Source organism: Janthinobacterium sp. FW305-129, assembly GCF_020858115.1.
Lineage (GTDB): Bacteria > Pseudomonadota > Gammaproteobacteria > Burkholderiales > Burkholderiaceae_D > Janthinobacterium.
On the sequence record NZ_JACYMM010000010.1, the window covers coordinates 13116 to 29814 of the forward strand.

19 protein-coding genes are annotated in these 16699 nt (G+C 59.1%); 18 read left to right on the forward strand and 1 reads right to left on the reverse strand.

Features of this window, described 5'->3' with window-relative positions:
* Positions 1 to 8: 8 nt before the first annotated feature.
* From rplF to dsbD, 14 genes are all read left to right on the forward strand, one after another.
* Positions 9 to 542 carry a 50S ribosomal protein L6 gene (gene rplF, locus IGS61_RS19925; RefSeq protein ID WP_034778281.1) on the forward strand — a complete coding sequence of 178 codons (534 nt, stop codon included), beginning with the start codon at positions 9 to 11 and terminating at the stop codon, positions 540 to 542.
* Positions 543 to 555: 13 nt separating this feature from the next.
* Positions 556 to 918 (forward strand): 50S ribosomal protein L18, encoded by a 363-nt coding sequence (gene rplR, locus IGS61_RS19930; protein WP_010394431.1) that lies wholly within the window; start codon positions 556 to 558, stop codon positions 916 to 918.
* Positions 919 to 927: 9 nt separating this feature from the next.
* Positions 928 to 1446, forward strand: a complete 519-nt coding sequence (rpsE, locus tag IGS61_RS19935) for a 30S ribosomal protein S5 (protein WP_010394433.1) — start codon at positions 928 to 930, stop codon at positions 1444 to 1446.
* Positions 1447 to 1456: 10 nt separating this feature from the next.
* Positions 1457 to 1636 (forward strand): 50S ribosomal protein L30, encoded by a 180-nt coding sequence (gene rpmD, locus IGS61_RS19940; RefSeq protein WP_010394435.1) that lies wholly within the window; start codon positions 1457 to 1459, stop codon positions 1634 to 1636.
* 30 nt (positions 1637 to 1666) lie between these two features.
* Complete coding sequence (gene rplO, locus IGS61_RS19945) at positions 1667 to 2098, forward strand: 50S ribosomal protein L15 (RefSeq protein WP_034753211.1); 432 nt, start codon at positions 1667 to 1669, stop codon at positions 2096 to 2098.
* A gap of 32 nt (positions 2099 to 2130) precedes the next feature.
* Entirely contained in the window at positions 2131 to 3465 is a 1335-nt protein-coding gene (gene secY, locus IGS61_RS19950; RefSeq protein WP_010394438.1) for a preprotein translocase subunit SecY, read from the forward strand.
* Between the two features lie 18 nt (positions 3466 to 3483).
* Entirely contained in the window at positions 3484 to 3702 is a 219-nt protein-coding gene (gene infA, locus IGS61_RS19955; protein ID WP_005663428.1) for a translation initiation factor IF-1, read from the forward strand.
* Between the two features lie 42 nt (positions 3703 to 3744).
* A complete protein-coding gene (gene rpmJ, locus IGS61_RS19960; RefSeq protein ID WP_010394471.1) occupies positions 3745 to 3858 on the forward strand; it encodes a 50S ribosomal protein L36 in 114 nt (37 codons plus the stop codon).
* Positions 3859 to 3872: 14 nt separating this feature from the next.
* A complete protein-coding gene (gene rpsM / locus IGS61_RS19965) occupies positions 3873 to 4238 on the forward strand; it encodes a 30S ribosomal protein S13 (protein ID WP_046681666.1) in 366 nt (121 codons plus the stop codon).
* A 17-nt stretch (positions 4239 to 4255) separates the two neighbouring features.
* The gene (gene rpsK / locus IGS61_RS19970) at positions 4256 to 4660 is read left to right on the forward strand and encodes a 30S ribosomal protein S11 (RefSeq protein WP_010394475.1); all 405 of its coding nucleotides are present in this window, start codon (positions 4256 to 4258) and stop codon (positions 4658 to 4660) included.
* A 258-nt stretch (positions 4661 to 4918) separates the two neighbouring features.
* Entirely contained in the window at positions 4919 to 5542 is a 624-nt protein-coding gene (gene rpsD / locus IGS61_RS19975) for a 30S ribosomal protein S4 (RefSeq protein ID WP_038496998.1), read from the forward strand.
* A 111-nt stretch (positions 5543 to 5653) separates the two neighbouring features.
* Complete coding sequence (locus IGS61_RS19980) at positions 5654 to 6631, forward strand: DNA-directed RNA polymerase subunit alpha (protein WP_008444343.1); 978 nt, start codon at positions 5654 to 5656, stop codon at positions 6629 to 6631.
* 138 nt (positions 6632 to 6769) lie between these two features.
* Entirely contained in the window at positions 6770 to 7162 is a 393-nt protein-coding gene (rplQ, locus tag IGS61_RS19985) for a 50S ribosomal protein L17 (protein ID WP_034753219.1), read from the forward strand.
* Between the two features lie 158 nt (positions 7163 to 7320).
* Positions 7321 to 9273 (forward strand): protein-disulfide reductase DsbD, encoded by a 1953-nt coding sequence (dsbD, locus tag IGS61_RS19990; RefSeq protein WP_230541248.1) that lies wholly within the window; start codon positions 7321 to 7323, stop codon positions 9271 to 9273.
* A 71-nt stretch (positions 9274 to 9344) separates the two neighbouring features.
* Here the strand turns inward: dsbD and IGS61_RS19995 are convergent, their stop codons facing one another.
* Positions 9345 to 9878 (reverse strand): Spy/CpxP family protein refolding chaperone, encoded by a 534-nt coding sequence (locus tag IGS61_RS19995; protein WP_230541249.1) that lies wholly within the window; start codon positions 9876 to 9878, stop codon positions 9345 to 9347.
* 186 nt (positions 9879 to 10064) lie between these two features.
* Between IGS61_RS19995 and IGS61_RS20000 the strand changes: the two genes are divergently transcribed.
* The 4 genes from IGS61_RS20000 (at position 10065) to IGS61_RS20015 (ending at position 16515) form a co-directional block, all read left to right on the forward strand.
* Positions 10065 to 10793 carry a response regulator gene (locus IGS61_RS20000; protein ID WP_034753223.1) on the forward strand — a complete coding sequence of 243 codons (729 nt, stop codon included), beginning with the start codon at positions 10065 to 10067 and terminating at the stop codon, positions 10791 to 10793.
* The gene (locus IGS61_RS20005; RefSeq protein ID WP_230541250.1) at positions 10790 to 12148 is read left to right on the forward strand and encodes an ATP-binding protein; all 1359 of its coding nucleotides are present in this window, start codon (positions 10790 to 10792) and stop codon (positions 12146 to 12148) included. Before IGS61_RS20000 ends, IGS61_RS20005 begins: the two co-directional genes overlap by 4 nt.
* A gap of 87 nt (positions 12149 to 12235) precedes the next feature.
* Entirely contained in the window at positions 12236 to 13408 is a 1173-nt protein-coding gene (locus IGS61_RS20010) for an efflux RND transporter periplasmic adaptor subunit (protein ID WP_230541251.1), read from the forward strand.
* Entirely contained in the window at positions 13405 to 16515 is a 3111-nt protein-coding gene (locus IGS61_RS20015; protein ID WP_230541252.1) for an efflux RND transporter permease subunit, read from the forward strand. The genes IGS61_RS20010 and IGS61_RS20015 overlap by 4 nt, the downstream gene beginning before the upstream one ends.
* Positions 16516 to 16699: the final 184 nt, after the last annotated feature.

Genomic DNA, 16699 nt, shown 5'->3' on the forward strand with positions numbered 1-16699 from the left:
AGTTACACATGTCTCGAGTAGCTAAAATGCCTATCGTAGTGCCAGCTGGCGCCGAAGTCGCCATCTCCGCACAAGCGATCACCGTAAAAGGCCCGCTGGGCGTACTTTCCCAGGCCCTCACCGGTCAGGTCAAAGTGGAAAACAATGCAGGAACCCTGAGTTTTGACGTGGCGAACGACAGCCGCGAAGCCAATGCCATGTCCGGCACGCTGCGCGCACTGGTCAACAACATGGTTGTTGGCGTCACCAAGGGTTTCGAGAAAAAGCTGAACCTGGTAGGCGTGGGTTACAAGGCGCAAGCTCAAGGCGACAAGTTGAATCTGTCCCTGGGTTTCTCGCACCCTGTAGTGCATGACATGCCAGCTGGCGTTACCTGCGCAACACCAACCCCGACCGAGATCCTGATTAAAGGTATCGACCGTCAACAGGTTGGCCAGGTAGCCGCTGAAGTTCGTGCTTACCGCGCTCCTGAGCCTTATAAAGGCAAGGGCGTTCGCTATGCGGACGAAGTGGTTAAGCTTAAAGAAACCAAGAAGAAGTAATTAGGGGCTGACGATGGATAAGAAAGAATCACGGCTTCGCCGCGGACGCCAAACCCGCATCAAGATTGCGGAATTGAAAGTAAATCGCTTGTCGGTGCATCGCACCAACCTGCACATTTACGCCAACCTGATCAGCCCGGACGCTAAAGTCCTGGTTTCGGCCTCGACGGCTGAAGCGGAAGTTCGCGCTGAACTGGCAGGCCAATCCGGCAAAGGCGGCAATGCCGCTGCTGCAGCCTTGATCGGCAAGCGCGTCGCTGAAAAAGCGTTGAAAGCAGGAATTACCGAAGTTGCGTTCGACCGCTCCGGTTTCCGTTACCACGGCCGTGTGAAAGCGTTGGCAGAAGCCGCACGCGAAGCCGGTCTGAAGTTCTAAGGATCAATCATGGCAAAAATGCAAGCAAAAATGCAAAGCGACAAGCCGGATGATGGCATGCGCGAAAAAATGATCGCGATCAACCGCGTGACCAAAGTGGTCAAGGGTGGTCGTATCATGGGTTTCGCCGCGCTGACCGTAGTTGGTGATGGCGATGGCCGCGTCGGCATGGGCAAGGGCAAATCGAAAGAAGTGCCAGTTGGCGTGCAGAAGGCAATGGAAGAAGCCCGTCGCAACCTGATCAAAGTACCGCTCAAAAACGGCACCTTGCATCACACGGTTGTTGGTCGTCACGGCGCCTCCAAGGTCCTGATGAACCCAGCTAAGCCTGGTACTGGCGTTATCGCTGGTGGCGCAATGCGCGCTATCTTCGAAGTGATGGGCGTGACGGACGTGGTGGCGAAATCCACCGGTTCGAACAACCCATACAACCTGGTACGCGCTACGCTGGACGGCCTGTCGAAAATGAGCACTGCTTCCGATATCGCTGCCAAACGCGGCAAGTCGGTCGAAGACATTCTGGCTTAAGGTGGACAAAATGACAAACACAGTCAAAGTGCAATTGGTCAAGGGCTTGATCGGTACGCGCGAATCGCATCGCGCTACCGTGCGCGGTCTGGGTCTGCGTCGTGTAAATTCGGTTTCCGAATTGCAAGACACCCCATCCGTACGCGGCATGATCAATAAAGTATCGTATCTCGTTAAAGTTGTCGGGTAAGCCTTCGGGCTTACACGAACGGAGCAAATCATGGAATTGAATACTATTGCACCAGCCGAAGGCGCTAAGCACTACAAGCGTCGCGTCGGTCGCGGTATCGGCTCCGGCCTGGGTAAAACCTCGGGTCGTGGTCACAAAGGTCAGAAATCGCGTTCGGGCGGCTTTCATAAAGTCGGTTTCGAAGGCGGTCAGATGCCTCTGCAACGCCGTCTGCCTAAGCGCGGTTTCAAATCGATGCACGCCACCTTCAAAGCTGAAGTGCGCCTGTCCGATCTGAACAACCTGGCTGTTGGCGATGTCGACATTCTGGTCTTGAAGCAAGCTGGCGTTCTGGGCGTGTTGGCCCGTGACGTGCGCGTGATCTTGTCCGGCGAAATCACCAAAGCGGTGAATTTGAAGGGCTTGAAAGTGTCCGCTGGCGCGAAAGCAGCCATCGAAGCAGCCGGCGGCTCGGTAGCCTGAGTTGACCGCTAACAGCTTGATCGGAGCGAAAATTGGCGACTAATCCACAACTTGCTAAAAGTGCAGCGGCCGGTTTCCCTTGGGGACGGCTCTGGTTTTTGCTTGGCGCATTGGTGGTTTATCGTATCGGTGCTCACGTCCCGGTTCCCGGGATTGACCCGACACAATTAGCCTCGCTGTTCAAGGAGCACGAAGGCGGCGTCCTGGGCATGTTCAACATGTTCTCGGGCGGTGCCTTGTCTCGTTTTACAGTGTTTGCGCTGGGTATCATGCCTTATATCTCGGCCTCGATCATCATGCAATTGCTGTCGATCGTGTCACCGCAGATGGAAGCGTTGAAAAAAGAAGGCGAAGCAGGTCGTCGCAAGATCACCCAGTACACCCGGTATTTCACGGTTGCCCTGGCACTGTTCCAAGCGTTAGGCATTGCAGTCGCACTGGAGTCGCAAGCTGGTCTGGTGTTGGAACCTGGTCTTGCATTCCGCTTCGTGACGGTCGTCACTTTGTTGACCGGAACAATGTTTTTGATGTGGTTGGGTGAGCAAATTACCGAGCGTGGCTTGGGGAATGGCATCTCGATCATCATTTTTGCCGGGATTGCAGCAGGTCTGCCGTCGGCGTTGGGTGGCTTGTTCACTCAGGTGTCGAATGGTTCGATCGGCAGCTTCAGCGCGATTTTCATCGTGATTCTGGTAGCACTGGTAACGTACTTCGTTGTATTCGTCGAACGTGGTCAGCGCAAAATATTGGTCAATTACGCGAAGCGCCAGGTAGGCAACAAGATTTATGGCGGTCAAACCAGCCATTTGCCGTTGAAGCTGAACATGGCCGGCGTGATCCCGCCGATCTTTGCTTCTTCGATCATCTTGTTCCCGGCCACTATCGTGGACTGGTTTTCAAAGGGCGCCGACAACGCTAACCCTGCGGTGCGGTTCTTGAAAGATTTGGCAGCATCGATGGGGCCTGGTGAGCCTATCCATGCGCTGTTGTACGCAGTGGCGATCGTGTTTTTCTGTTTCTTCTATACAGCGCTGGTGTTTAACAGCAAGGAAACAGCGGATAACTTGAAGAAAAGCGGTGCGTTCATTCCCGGGATCCGTCCAGGCGAGCAGACAGCCCGTTACATCGACAAGATCCTGACACGCTTGACACTTGCCGGCGCAGTCTACATCACCCTGGTGTGTTTATTGCCGGAATTTATGCAAGCCCAGTGGAAAGTACCATTCTATTTCGGCGGTACTTCTTTATTGATTATTGTAGTTGTCACCATGGATTTCATGGCGCAAGTACAGAACTACGTGATGTCGCAGCAATATGATTCGCTGCTGCGCAAAGCAAATTTCAAGGGCGGAATTCCGACGCGTTAAGCGCGGTAAACATACCGAATGGCAAAAGACGACGTCATACAGATGCAGGGCGAGATTCTTGAGAATCTCCCAAATGCAACATTTCGAGTGAAGCTGGAGAACGGACACGTGGTGCTCGGGCATATTTCAGGTAAAATGCGGATGAACTATATTCGCATTCTCCCTGGAGACAAGGTGACGGTGGAGTTGACGCCGTACGACCTGAGCCGAGCCCGCATTGTGTTCCGTACCAAGTAACACACTGAATCAAACCAAAGAAGCGAAAGAAAGAGCCCAAAAATGAAAGTTCTCGCATCAGTCAAGCGGATCTGCCGCAACTGCAAGATCATCAAGCGCAAAGGCGTAGTCCGCGTTATCTGCGTGGAACCACGTCACAAGCAGCGTCAAGGTTAATCGAGGAATAACAAATGGCACGTATTGCAGGGGTTAATATCCCAAATCATCAGCATACCGTTATCGGCCTGACGGCCATCTACGGTGTGGGCCGTCCACGCGCAGAGAAAATCTGTGCATCGACCGGTGTAGCAACCAACAAAAAGATCAAAGATCTGGATGACAGCGAACTGGAAAAACTGCGCGATGAAGTAGGTAAATTCATCGTCGAAGGCGATCTGCGTCGTGAACTGTCCATGAACATCAAGCGTTTGATGGATCTGGGTTGCTACCGCGGCATGCGTCATCGTAAGGGTCTGCCTTGCCGTGGCCAGCGTACGCGTACGAACGCACGTACCCGCAAGGGACCGCGTAAAGCCGCTCAATCGCTGAAAAAATAATCCGCTAGGGAATAATTATGGCTAAGTCGCAAAATAACGCCGCATCAGCACGCGTGCGTAAAAAAGTTAAAAAGAACGTCGCTGAAGGCATCGCGCATGTCCACGCTTCGTTCAATAACACCATCATTACCATCACCGATCGTCAAGGCAATGCCTTGTCGTGGGCTACCTCCGGCGGTGCAGGCTTCAAGGGTTCGCGTAAATCGACCCCGTTCGCAGCGCAGGTCGCCGCGGAAGCCGCTGGTAAAGTGGCTGTTGAGTGTGGCGTGAAGAACCTGGAAGTACGTATCAAGGGCCCAGGTCCTGGTCGTGAATCCGCCGTTCGCGCGCTGAACAACCTGGGCATCAAGATCACCGAGATCCAGGACGTGACGCCGGTACCGCACAACGGTTGCCGTCCACCGAAACGTCGTCGTATCTAAGATAGTGTTGCAGAGGGCGCTTCGGCGCCAGCTGCTTTGCTGTCTGTTGTAACTCAGTACAGTTGTGTGAAAACGCTGGAGCAGGGAGCCGGAAACGGTTATACTGCCCGGCTGTTCTTGCCTGTCAAATCCTGTTTGACGGGTTTTTCGTTTTCAGCCACCGTCTGATTGAAACCAAATCAGACTAGCGCCTAACCGCATCAGTGTGTTTGATCATGCATGTGGCTGGGGCGTTATCATTTAAAAAAAGGAAGTATCGTGGCACGTTATATCGGACCTAAAGCAAAACTTTCCCGCCGTGAAGGTACAGACCTGTTCCTGAAGAGCGCACGTCGCTCGCTGGACAGCAAGTGCAAACTGGACGTCAAGCCAGGCCAGCACGGTGTCAAATCCGGCGCCCGCACCTCGGACTACGGTAACCAACTGCGCGAAAAGCAAAAAGTCAAGCGCATGTACGGCGTGCTGGAACGTCAATTCCGCCGCTACTTCGCTGAAGCAGACCGTCGTAAAGGCAACACCGGCGAAACGCTGTTGAAGTTGCTGGAAACGCGTCTGGACAACGTTTGCTACCGCATGGGCTTTGGCTCGACCCGCGCTGAAGCGCGTCAATTGGTCAGCCACAAAGCGTTCACCGTGAACGGTATCGTTGTGAACATCGCTTCGTACTCGGTCAAAGTTGGCGACATCATCGCTGTTCGTGAAAAATCGAAAAAGCAAGTGCGTATCGTTGAAGCACTGTCGCTGGCCGAACAAGTTGGCATGCCTAGCTGGGTTTCGGTTGATGCCAAGAAAATGGAAGGTACCTTCAAGTCCCTGCCAGAGCGTAACGAAATCGCTAACGACGTCAACGAATCGCTGATCGTCGAGCTGTACTCGCGTTAATAGTAGTCAGTAGCAAGATCTCCGCCCACTTTGCTTTTGTAAAGTGGGCGTTTCACTAATGCCATCAGCCTTATCGGTGTAATGAGCCGAGGGTATTGAAAAGGACATTTCATGCAAAACAGTTTGTTGAAGCCACGTATTATCGATGTTGAAGCTCTCGGTGCAGGTCACGCCAAGGTCGTGATGGAACCGTTCGAGCGCGGCTATGGCCACACATTGGGTAACGCGTTGCGCCGCGTTCTGCTGTCGTCGATGGTGGGCTACGCGCCGACCGAAGTGACGATCGCTGGCGTCGTCCACGAATATTCTTCCCTCGATGGCGTGCAAGAAGACGTCGTCGATCTGTTGCTGAACTTGAAGGGTGTGGTTTTCAAAGTCCACAACCGCGATTCGGTAACCCTGACCCTGAAAAAAGAAGGCGAAGGCGCGATCCTGGCTTCCGACATCGACCTGCCGCATGACGTCGAACTGATCAACCCTGACCACGTGATCGCCCACCTGACCGCTGGTGGCAAGCTGGACATGCAGATCAAGGTTGAAAAAGGCCGCGGCTACGTTCCTGGTAACGTGCGTCGCCTGTCGGAAGACACGAACAAGACCATCGGCCGCATCATTCTCGATGCATCGTTCTCGCCAGTGCGCCGTGTATCGTACTTCGTTGAATCGGCCCGCGTTGAACAGCGTACCGACCTGGACAAGCTGATCATCAACATCGAAACCAACGGCGTGATCTCGCCGGAAGAAGCGATCCGCCAGTCGGCCCGCGTCCTGGTGGACCAGTTGAACGTGTTCGCTGCCCTGGAAGGCACGGAAGCCGCCGCCGAAGCGCCATCGCGCGCTCCGCTGGTCGATCCTATCCTGTTGCGTCCAGTCGACGACCTGGAGCTGACCGTGCGTTCGGCGAACTGCCTGAAAGCGGAAAACATCTACTACATCGGCGACCTGATCCAACGTTCGGAAAACGAACTGCTGAAAACGCCAAACCTGGGCCGCAAGTCCCTGAACGAAATCAAGGAAGTGCTGGCATCGCGCGGCTTGACCTTGGGCATGAAGCTGGAAAACTGGCCGCCTGCCGGCCTGGAAAAGTAATTCGTAGTTGTAGCAAACTGCCTGGGACAGGTGTCCCAGGCTTTTATTTTGTAGTACCAAACCGGTCCGCGGCTAGTCGGGGTTTCCCGCCCAGCCGATCGAAGAACTGGATTTAAACACTCACCGAAAGGATTTATCATGCGTCACGGTCACGGCCTCCGTAAACTGAATCGTACCTCGTCCCACCGTCTGGCAATGCTGCGCAACATGACAGTATCGCTGCTGCGTCACGAAGCGATCAAGACCACCCTGCCAAAAGCAAAAGAACTGCGCCGCGTTGTTGAGCCAATTCTGACCCTGGGCAAAACCGACTCCCTGGCAAACAAGCGTCTGGCCTTCAACCGCCTGCGCGACCGCGAAATGGTCGTCAAGCTGTTCGCTGAACTGGGCCCACGTTTTGCCAACCGTAACGGTGGTTATGTGCGTATCCTGAAAATGGGTTTCCGCGTCGGCGATAACGCTCCTATGGCGTTCGTTGAACTGATGGATCGTCCAGATACGACCGAAGCAGTTGAAGTTGCTGGCGAGTAATCCCAGTAATTGCATCTAAGAAAGCCAGGCCTAGCCTGGCTTTTTTGTTTTCTGCTGCAGCTATCCTTGCTGCGGTGTACTATTCTTCTTTCGCGCCGGCCCGGCACATGCGCTGCCTGCTCCGCGCGTCCTCCGTCGAATGGTCGAAAAGGTAGTTCATGTCCCGTTTCCCCTCCAGCGCCTCCGCGCGCGCCGCTCCCCTGCATCAACTGCTGATCTGGTTTGCCACCTGTTTGCTGCTGGCCATGGCCGTCTTCGGCGCCAGTCACGCCCGCGCCGACGATGAATTCCTCGATCCCGAGCTGGCCTTCAAATTTTCCGCCCGCATGCAGGACCCGTCCACCATCGCCGTCACCTATGTGATCGCCGATGGCTACTATATGTACCACGAGCGCTTCAAGTTCGAGGCCGTGGGCGCCAAGTTAGGCACGCCCGTGTATCCGGCTGGCAAGGTCAAGTTCGACGACACCTTCCAGAAGAATGTGGAAACCTTCCGCAAGACCCTGACCATCACCATTCCCGTGGAAGCGGCCGGCGCGTTCACCTTGAAGGCGACGGGACAGGGCTGCTCCGACAAGGGCCTGTGCTATGCGCCGCAGGATGCGACAGCCAAGCTGTTGGGCGGTGGCGGCGGCCAGAGCATGGCGCCCGGTGCTGGCCTGCCGTCGAAGTTCGCCTTGCCCGCCGCGCCCGCAGTCGACACGGCGGCGATCAACGGTCCGCAGGCGCAGGCCTCGCCCGGCGTGTCCGTGCTGAGCATCCCCCAGGCGGAGATCACCAGCACGCCCGAGCCGGCCGCGGCGGCGCCCGTGGCGGCAAGTCCCGCGCCCGCGCAAAGCGAGATGGGCAAGATCGAAGCGGCCTTGAAGGGCGGCAAGCTGCTCGTCATCGTGCCTCTTTTCATGCTGCTGGGCCTGGGGCTGGCGTTTACGCCGTGCGTGCTGCCGATGGTGCCGATCTTGTCGTCGATCATCATCGGCGATGGCGCCAAGGTCAGCCGCTCGCGCGGCTTGCTGCTGTCGCTGACCTACGCGCTGGGCATGGCCATCGTCTATACGGCGCTGGGGGTGGCGGCCGGTCTGGCGGGCGAAGGCCTGGCGGCCCAGCTGCAAAATCCGTGGGTGCTGGGTTTCTTTGCCTTGCTGATGGCGGGCCTGGCGCTGTCGATGTTCGGTTTTTATGAACTGCAAGTGCCGGCTTTCCTGCAAGGAAAATTGACGTCCGTGTCGAACCAGCAATCGTCGGGCCGCCTGGCGGGCGTGTTCGTCATGGGTGCCATTTCCGCCCTGATCGTGGGACCCTGCGTGGCCGCGCCGCTGGCCGGCGCCTTGCTGTACATCAGCCAGACGCGCGACGTCGTCATTGGCGGCGGCGCGCTGTTTGCCATGGCGGTGGGCATGAGCGTGCCGCTGCTGCTGGTGGGCGTCTCCGCCGGCACCTTGCTGCCCCGTGCCGGCGCGTGGATGGATGCCGTCAAACGCTTCTTTGGCGTGCTGCAGCTGGGCGTGGCCTGGTGGCTGGTCTCGCCCGTGCTGCCGGGCGCCGTGCAAATGCTGGGCTGGACGATCCTGCTCGTCGGCTATGGCATGTATTTGCTGGTGGGCAAGAGCGGCGCGCAACACGCCTGGGTGGCCAAGGCCTTCGGCCTCGTGTTTGCCGTGCTGGGCGCGATGCAGCTGGTGGGCGTGGCCAGCGGCGGCCGCGACCCGCTGGCGCCGCTGGCGCACCTCGGTGGTGGCCAGGTCCACGCGCAACCGTTTACGCGCGTAAAGACCGTGGCGCAGCTCGATGCGGCGCTGGCGCAGCTGGGTGGCAAGCCGGCCTTGCTGGACTTTTATGCGGACTGGTGCGTGTCGTGCATCGAGATGGAAAAACTGACCTTCGTCGATCCCGCCGTGCGCGAGAAGATGGGGCAAGCCGTGCTGCTGCAAGTGGACGTGACGGCCAATGATGCGGACGACAAAGCCATGCTGAAACGTTTCCAGCTGTTCGGCCCGCCGGGCATCATCATGTTCAATCCGCAGGGGCAGGAAATCGCCCAGTCGCGCGTGATCGGCTTCCAGAATGCATCGACGTTTCTGACTTCCTTGCGCAAGCTCGACGGACAGTAAGCGTTTACTTGTCTGCTCAATAAGAAAAAGCCTGCAATGCAGGCTTTTTCTGTTTCTGCGCCAGCTACAACTTAGCCGGCTTTCGGATGCTGCTGCATGCCGTGGTGGCCGCCGCGCATGCCACCATGCTTGCCGCCAGGCACGCTGTCGTCAAACACTTTCTTTTGTTCCGGCGTCAGCACGGCGTAGAAGGTTTTCAGCGAGGCCAGGCGGCTTTCCTGGGCCGCGATGCGTTCCTTCGACATGGCGATCCATTGCTCCATGCGTTCCGGTGCCGACAGCTTGGCCATCGCTTCGCGCTTGGCCTTCCAGTCGCCCATCGGCTTTTTCGGCGCGTTGGCGGCCGTGAACGTGGCCCAGGCCGGTTCCTGCGCGGCCGTCAGCTTCAGTTTGTCGTGCAGGCGGGCCTGGTACTTGGCCATGCGCTCGGCCGGGTTGCCACCGCGGTGCTGGCCCCGCTGGCCTTCATGTTGCATCTTGGTGCTGGCGGCAGGCGCGCTGGCGGCCGCTTCTTGGGCGTGGACGGTCAGCGATGCCGCACCCATGCCGAGTACGCTCATGGCGATGATCAAGTTCTTGCGCAAGGTTGTCATTGAGGCGTTCATCTGGATTCCTTTGTAAAAGTGAGGGATGTGCATGTTGCTGCACATGAATCCATGTTGGACGCCCCATGTTTCCCCGAAGTGTCCGCTGCCAGACAGTTTGTATCTATATGTTTCTTCGGGTCTCCTATATACAAGACGATACAAATGCGCTGTGCAAGGGCGGGGGAAGTGGGGATAATTCGTATTATGGAACCCACTTCTACAATTCTCATCGTCGACGATGACCGCGATATCCGCAGCTTGCTGGCGGACTACCTGGAAACGAACGCCTACCGCACCCTGGGCGCGGCAGATGGGACGGCCATGTGGAAAATCCTTGATGAAACGCGGCCCGACCTGATCGTGCTCGACTTGAACCTGCCTGGCGACGATGGGCTGACCCTGTGCCGCAAGCTGCGCGCCCAATCGACCGTGCCGGTGATTATGTTGACGGCGCGCAATGAGCCGCTGGACCGTATCCTGGGCCTGGAAATGGGCGCCGACGATTACTTGCCGAAACCGTTCGAGCCGCGTGAATTGCTGGCGCGCATACGCAGCGTGCTGCGCCGCAGCCACGCCATGCCGTCGAACGTGCCGTCAGATAAGGCTCAGCAAATCCGCTTTTCCGGCTGGACCCTGGACCTCACGGCACGCCACCTGCTCAACCCCAGCGGCCTGGTGATCATGCTGTCGGGCGCCGAGTTCCGTTTGCTGCGCGTGTTCCTGGAACACCCGAACCGCGTGCTGAACCGCGACCAGTTGCTGAACCTGACGCAGGGGCGCGACGCCGACCCGTTCGACCGCTCGATCGATATCCAGATCAGCCGCCTGCGGCAAAAGCTCGGTGAAGATGCCCGCTTGCCGCAAATCATCAAAACCGTGCGCAACGGCGGCTACGTGCTGGCCGGCCAGGTCAATGTGGAGCCGCACGCGTGAAGGCCTTCCTGGGATCGATGACGGGCCGCGTCTTCATGTTTTTGCTGATCGGTATCGTCGCTTCGGCCGCATTGACGCAGTGGCTGGCCGTGGGCGAACGCCAGCGTGCCATCGAGCAATACCGCGACTACCACGCCGTGGAGCGGGCAGAGCAACTGGTGATGGCGGCCGACGTGGTGCCGCTGGCCTCGCGCGCCGCCTATCTGAAAGTGGCCAACAAGGGCAGCGTGCGCCTGGAACTGCGTCCCGAGAAGGAACATACGCCCGGTGCGCCGACGGAATTTTCCACCGCCCTGCAAGCCAAGCTGGGCGAGGGTTTCAAGGTCAGCGCGCTGGCCGAACGCCCGGAAGCCTGTGTCAAGCCGCGCCAGTCGCCGGGCATGTTTTCCGCCAAGCCATGGGGCGGCACCTGCGAAAATCTCGACGTGCGCATGCAGGACGGTCACGTGCTGCGCCTGATGGTCTTGCCGCCGCGTCAGCAGCCGCCGTTCAATGAACACAACGACTGGATGACCCTGCTGCCATTCTTGATCAGCATCGCCATCCTCGCCTACCTGGTTACACGCATGACCATGCGCCCGCTGAAACAGCTGGCGCAGGCGGCAAAAGACCTGGGCAACGACATCAACCATCCGCCGCTGACCCTGTCGGGCGCCAGCGAGATCCGCCAGGCCAGCGCCGCCTTCAATGCCATGCAGGCGCGCATCCGCCAGCATATTTCCCAGCGTACACAGATGCTGGCGGCCATCACGCATGACTTGCAGACGCCGCTGACGCGCTTGCGCCTGCGTCTGGAAAAAGTGGCGGATACGGAATTGTACGACCGCCTGGTGGGCGACTTGTCGGCCATGCAAAGCATGGTCAAGGAAGGGCTGGACCTGGCCCGCTCGATGGACAGCACGGAAGCGATGCAGGCGCTCGATCTCGATTCCCTGCTCGATAGCGTCTGCTCCGACGCGGCCGATGCCGGCCAGAAAGTCACCCTCAGTGGACAGGCAGGCATGGCCTTGATGGCGCGCCCGATCGCCATGCGGCGCTGCCTGGTGAATTTGATCGACAATGCCGTCAAATACGGCCTGTACGCGCAAGTGACCGTCGAGCGCATCGCCGGCGCGGCGCGCATCCGCATCCGCGACGGCGGGCCGGGGATTGCACCCGATCAGCTGGCCAAGGTGTTCGAACCGTTTTACCGCATCGAGACTTCGCGCTCGCGCGAATCGGGCGGCACGGGCCTGGGCCTGACCATCGCGCGCAATATTGCAGAGCAGCATGGCGCCACGGTTTCACTGCTCAATCATGCTGACGGTGGACTGGAAGTCACCCTTATCGTGCCAGAGTATTACGCAGGAAAGTGATCATTTCCATGCGACAATATTGTGCTTTATGCCCCCTGGCAACTACATTCAACCTGCAGCCCTGCGCTGCGACAGCGTGACAGAACAATGAAAAAGACTAGTCTGGCAATCCTCGTGGGTGCGGCCCTGTGTATCGGTGGCGGCATCTGGTATTTCAAGCATCAGTCCGGCGCAGCGACCGGTGGGCAGGAGGGTAAAGGGGGCAAGGGCGGGCAGGCGCCGACGACGGTGAGCGTGGTCGCGCCGCTGCGCCAGGATGTGCCGATGGTGCTGCAAGCCAATGGCAGCGTCATGCCCATCAGCAGTGTCGATCTGCACCCGCAGACGACCAGCACGATTACCAAGGTGCACATCCGCGAAGGGCAGTTCGTCAGGCAGGGCGAGTTGATGTTCACGCTCGATGCACGCAGCGAGCACGCGAATGTTGACAAGGCGCAAGCGCAGGTGCTGCGCGACCGCGCCTCGGTACAGGACCTCGAACGCCAGCTCAAGCGCAACCAGGATTTGCTGAGCAAGAATTTTATCGCCCAGGGCGCCGTGGATACCCTGCAAAGCCAGCTCGACGCGGCACGCGCCTTGCTGGCCGCCGACCAGGCTGCCTTGCGTGCCGCCCAGGTCGATTCCAGCTACACGGTTCTGCGCGCGCCGCAGAGCGGCCGCGTGGGCGCCATCAATGTGTATCCGGGCAGCCTGGTGCAGCCGGCGACGTCGCTGACCAGCATCACTCAGCTCGACCCCATCGATGTGTTGTTTACCTTGCCGGAAAGCAGCCTGTCGGGCTTGCTGGCGGCGCAGAAGGCGGGCGAGGTGCCCGTCACGGCGCTGCTGTCGGACGCAGGCGGCAAGCAGCTCGATGGCAAACTCAGCTTTATCGACAATGCCGTCGATCCCGCCACGGGCGTGATCAAGGTCAAGGCCCGTTTCAACAATGGCGGCACCGACCTGTGGCCAGGCCAGTACGTGAATACGCAGCTGACCGTGCGCACCCTCAAGGATGCGCTCGTCATTCCGCAAAACGCCATCATCACGAGTACCACGGGCACCTTCGTGTACTCGATGGAGGCGGACAACACCGCCAGGATGCGCAAGATTGCCCGCGTGTATGCATTCGGACCGAGCGCCGTCGTCACCGGCCTGGCCGGCGATGAAAAAGTCATCGTCGATGGCAAGCAGAACTTGCGCCCAGGCAGCAAGGTGCGCCTGGCGGAAAAACACAAGGCCGCCGATGGCGCCGCCGCAGCGCAGGGCAAGCCAGCATGAACCTGTCCGAACTGAGCATCCGCCGCCCCGTCATGGTGGTGCTGCTGTCCCTCTCCATCATCCTGGCCGGCGTGCTGGCCTACCTGCAAATTCCCGTGGCAGCCTTGCCGAGCTACAACACGCCCGTCATCAACGTCAGCGCCGACCTGGCCGGCGCCAGCCCGGAAACCATGGCCTCGTCGGTGGCTTTGCCGCTGGAAAAACAGTTTTCCACCATTTCCGGCCTCAGCCTGATCACGTCCACGAGTACCCTGGGCAATACCTCGCTGACCCTGGAATTTGACGCCAGCATCAATGTCAACGAGGCGGCCGTCGATGTGCAGGCGGCCCTGCTGCGCGCGCAGCGACAGTTGCCGACGGAAATGACGGATTTGCCGTCTTACCGCAAGGTCAATCCGGCCGATGCGCCGGTGCTGTTCATCCAGATGACGTCGCCCTCGCTGAACTTGTCGGATCTCAATGATTATGCGGAAAACCTGATCGCCCCCAGCCTGTCGACCTTGCCTGGCGTCGCCCAGGTGATCGTGAATGGCCAGAAGCGCTTTGCCGTGCGCGTGCGCGCCCGCGCCGACCTGATGAATGCGCGCAACCTGACGATGGACGAGCTGGCCACCGCCTTGCGCACCTCGAACACGAATTCCCCGCTGGGCATCCTTGACGGCCCGAGCCAGACCCTGACCATCCAGGGCAATCCGCAAATGATGAAAGCGGCCGATTTTGCCGAACTGATCGTCGCCAGCCGCAATGGCCAGCCTGTGCGCCTGAAAGACGTGGCCGAGGTGGAAGACAGCTTTCAATCGATCAAGGCCGTCGGCAGTTTCAATGGCGAGCGCTCGATCAGCCTGATGGTGCAGCGCCAGCCGGACGCCAATACCGTGCAAGTGGTCGACGGCGTGCGCCGTCTGTTGCCGGGTTTCAAGGAGCAATTGCCGCAGTCTATACAGATCAGCCTGGTTAACGACCGCTCACTGTCGATCCGCGAAGCCATCCACGACGTCAATTTGACCCTGGCCCTGACCGTGGTGCTGGTGGTGCTGGTGATCTTTTTGTTCCTGCACCGCGCGGCCGCCACCTTCATTCCGGCCGTCACCATGCCGATTTCCCTGCTCGGCGCCCTGGCCCTGCTGTACTGGCTCGGCTACAGTCTCGACAACGTTTCCCTGCTGGGCATTACCCTGGCCGTGGGCCTCGTCGTCGACGATGCCATCGTGGTGCTGGAAAATATCGTGCGCCATATCGAGATGGGCAAGAAACCGATACGCGCGGCGCTGGAAGGGGCGAAAGAGATGGGATTTACCATCATCTCGATTTCCGTTTCGCTGGTGGCCGTGTTCATCCCCATCTTCTTCATGCCGGGCGTGATCGGTTTGCTGTTCCACGAGTTCGCCGTGGTCGTTTCGCTGGCCGTGCTGGTGTCCGCCGTCGTGTCGCTGACCCTGGTGCCGATGCTGGCCAGCCGCTTCCTGCCGGCCGACTCGCGCGAGCACAATGACAGCGACCCCAGCCATGGCGAGAAAACCTTTATCGGCCGCCATTTCGAAGCCGGTTTCACGAAATTGCGCAACGGCTATGTGCATTTGCTAGACAAGGCCCTGGCGCACCGCAACGTGGTGCTGTTCGTTGCCGTGTGCACCTTTGCGCTGACGGTGCTGCTGTACGCGACCATTCCCAAAGGTTTCTTCCCCGAGGAAGACCTGGGCCAGATCCAGGTGAATACGGAAGCGTCGGAAGATATTTCCTCCGCGGCATTGCAGGATTTGCAAGCCCGCGTGGCGGCCGTGCTCATGGCGGACCCCAGCGTGCAGGATGTGACCTCGTTCGTCGGCGGCGGCAACACGGGCCGCATGTTCATGGTCTTGAAACCGCGCAGCGAGCGGCCGAAAATGCCGGTGGTGCTGGAAAACCTGCGCCGCGCCACGAGCGCCGTGCCCGGCATGGCCGTGTATTTCCGGCCCGTGCAAAACTTGCAGCTGGGCGGGCGCCAGAGCAAGAGCCGCTACCAATACACCTTGCAAAGCGTCAGTCCCGACGCCCTGAATGATTGGGCGGAAAAGTTTATTGCCGGCATGCGCACGGATCCGGCCTTCCGCGACGTCACCAGCGATTCGCAAATCAAGGGCTTGCAGGCGTCGCTCAGGATCGACCGCGACAAGGCCAATCTGCTGGGCGTGCAAATGTCCGACATCCGCACGGCCCTGTACAGCGCCTTTGGCGAGCGGCAAGTGTCGACCATCTATTCCTCGGCCGCCAGCTATTATGTGATCCTGGAAGCGGCCACGGCGGACCGCCAGTATGACGATGCGCTCACGCGCGTCTCCGTGCGCAGCAAGACGGGTGAACTGGTGAAACTATCAAGTATTGCCTATGTGGAACGCACGATCGGCCCCACCTCCGTGAATCACCAGGGGCAGTTGCAAGCCGTCACCATCGCCTTCAACCTGGCGCCGGACGTGCCGCTGGGCATCGCCACGGGCAGGATCGATGCGATGGCCAAGGATATGAGCTTGCCGGCCTCCATCATCACGCGCTACGGCGGCGATGCTGCCGTGTTCCAGAGCTCGCAGTCGAGCCAGATCATCCTCATCATTGCCGCGCTGGCCGTGATCTATGTGCTGCTCGGCGTGCTGTATGAAAGCTACATCCACCCGCTGACCATCCTGGCCGGCTTGCCGTCCGCGGCCGTGGGGGCGCTATTGACCCTGCGCCTGTTCGGCATGGACCTGACCATGATCGCCATCATCGGCATTTTGATGCTGATCGGCATCGTCAAGAAAAACGCCATCATGATGATCGACTTCGCCCTGCATGCGCAGCGCAACGAGGGCATGAGCCCAACCGACGCCATCCGCCAGGCGTGCATCCTGCGTTTCCGTCCCATCATGATGACGACGGCGGCGGCCTTGATGGGGGCCTTGCCGATCGCCCTGGGCCTGGGCGCCAGTGCCGAGCTGCGCCAGCCGCTGGGCCTGGCCGTGGTCGGTGGCTTGCTTTTCTCGCAAGTCATTACCCTGTTCATCACGCCCGTCATCTATTTGTTCCTCGACAAGTACAGCGGCACGGGACCGTTGACGGACGAGCAACTGGTGGCGCTCGATAACAAGGCCTGATCCGCCACACGGCCACCACCGGCGCCCCGTTCCTCAGTGAATGCGGCGCCGGTCTTGTATGGACGGTGATACATACGGTAACAACCGTCAAGAGACGGCTCGGGTACCCTAGCTTGCGCTGCAAGGAATACCGCTATCCTGTACGCTTCGGGTTGGAAATGCCGGGGAAGTGTTCCCAAAAGCA

Excerpts from the sequence above, each read along its gene's own strand:
- rpsK (WP_010394475.1), top strand. The coding sequence starts at position 4,256 with ATGGCTAAGTCGCAAAATAACGCCGCATCAGCACGCGTGCGTAAAAAA.
- rplF (WP_034778281.1), top strand. The coding sequence starts at position 9 with ATGTCTCGAGTAGCTAAAATGCCTATCGTAGTGCCAGCTGGCGCCGAA.
- rpmJ (WP_010394471.1), top strand. The coding sequence starts at position 3,745 with ATGAAAGTTCTCGCATCAGTCAAGCGGATCTGCCGCAACTGCAAGATC.
- IGS61_RS19995 (WP_230541249.1), bottom strand. The coding sequence starts at position 9,878 with ATGAACGCCTCAATGACAACCTTGCGCAAGAACTTGATCATCGCCATG.
- dsbD (WP_230541248.1), top strand. The coding sequence starts at position 7,321 with ATGTCCCGTTTCCCCTCCAGCGCCTCCGCGCGCGCCGCTCCCCTGCAT.
- rplR (WP_010394431.1), top strand. The coding sequence starts at position 556 with ATGGATAAGAAAGAATCACGGCTTCGCCGCGGACGCCAAACCCGCATC.
- infA (WP_005663428.1), top strand. The coding sequence starts at position 3,484 with ATGGCAAAAGACGACGTCATACAGATGCAGGGCGAGATTCTTGAGAAT.
- IGS61_RS20010 (WP_230541251.1), top strand. The coding sequence starts at position 12,236 with ATGAAAAAGACTAGTCTGGCAATCCTCGTGGGTGCGGCCCTGTGTATC.
- IGS61_RS19980 (WP_008444343.1), top strand. The coding sequence starts at position 5,654 with ATGCAAAACAGTTTGTTGAAGCCACGTATTATCGATGTTGAAGCTCTC.
- IGS61_RS20000 (WP_034753223.1), top strand. The coding sequence starts at position 10,065 with ATGGAACCCACTTCTACAATTCTCATCGTCGACGATGACCGCGATATC.
- rplQ (WP_034753219.1), top strand. The coding sequence starts at position 6,770 with ATGCGTCACGGTCACGGCCTCCGTAAACTGAATCGTACCTCGTCCCAC.
- rpmD (WP_010394435.1), top strand. The coding sequence starts at position 1,457 with ATGACAAACACAGTCAAAGTGCAATTGGTCAAGGGCTTGATCGGTACG.
- IGS61_RS20015 (WP_230541252.1), top strand. The coding sequence starts at position 13,405 with ATGAACCTGTCCGAACTGAGCATCCGCCGCCCCGTCATGGTGGTGCTG.
- rpsM (WP_046681666.1), top strand. The coding sequence starts at position 3,873 with ATGGCACGTATTGCAGGGGTTAATATCCCAAATCATCAGCATACCGTT.
- rpsE (WP_010394433.1), top strand. The coding sequence starts at position 928 with ATGGCAAAAATGCAAGCAAAAATGCAAAGCGACAAGCCGGATGATGGC.
- rplO (WP_034753211.1), top strand. The coding sequence starts at position 1,667 with ATGGAATTGAATACTATTGCACCAGCCGAAGGCGCTAAGCACTACAAG.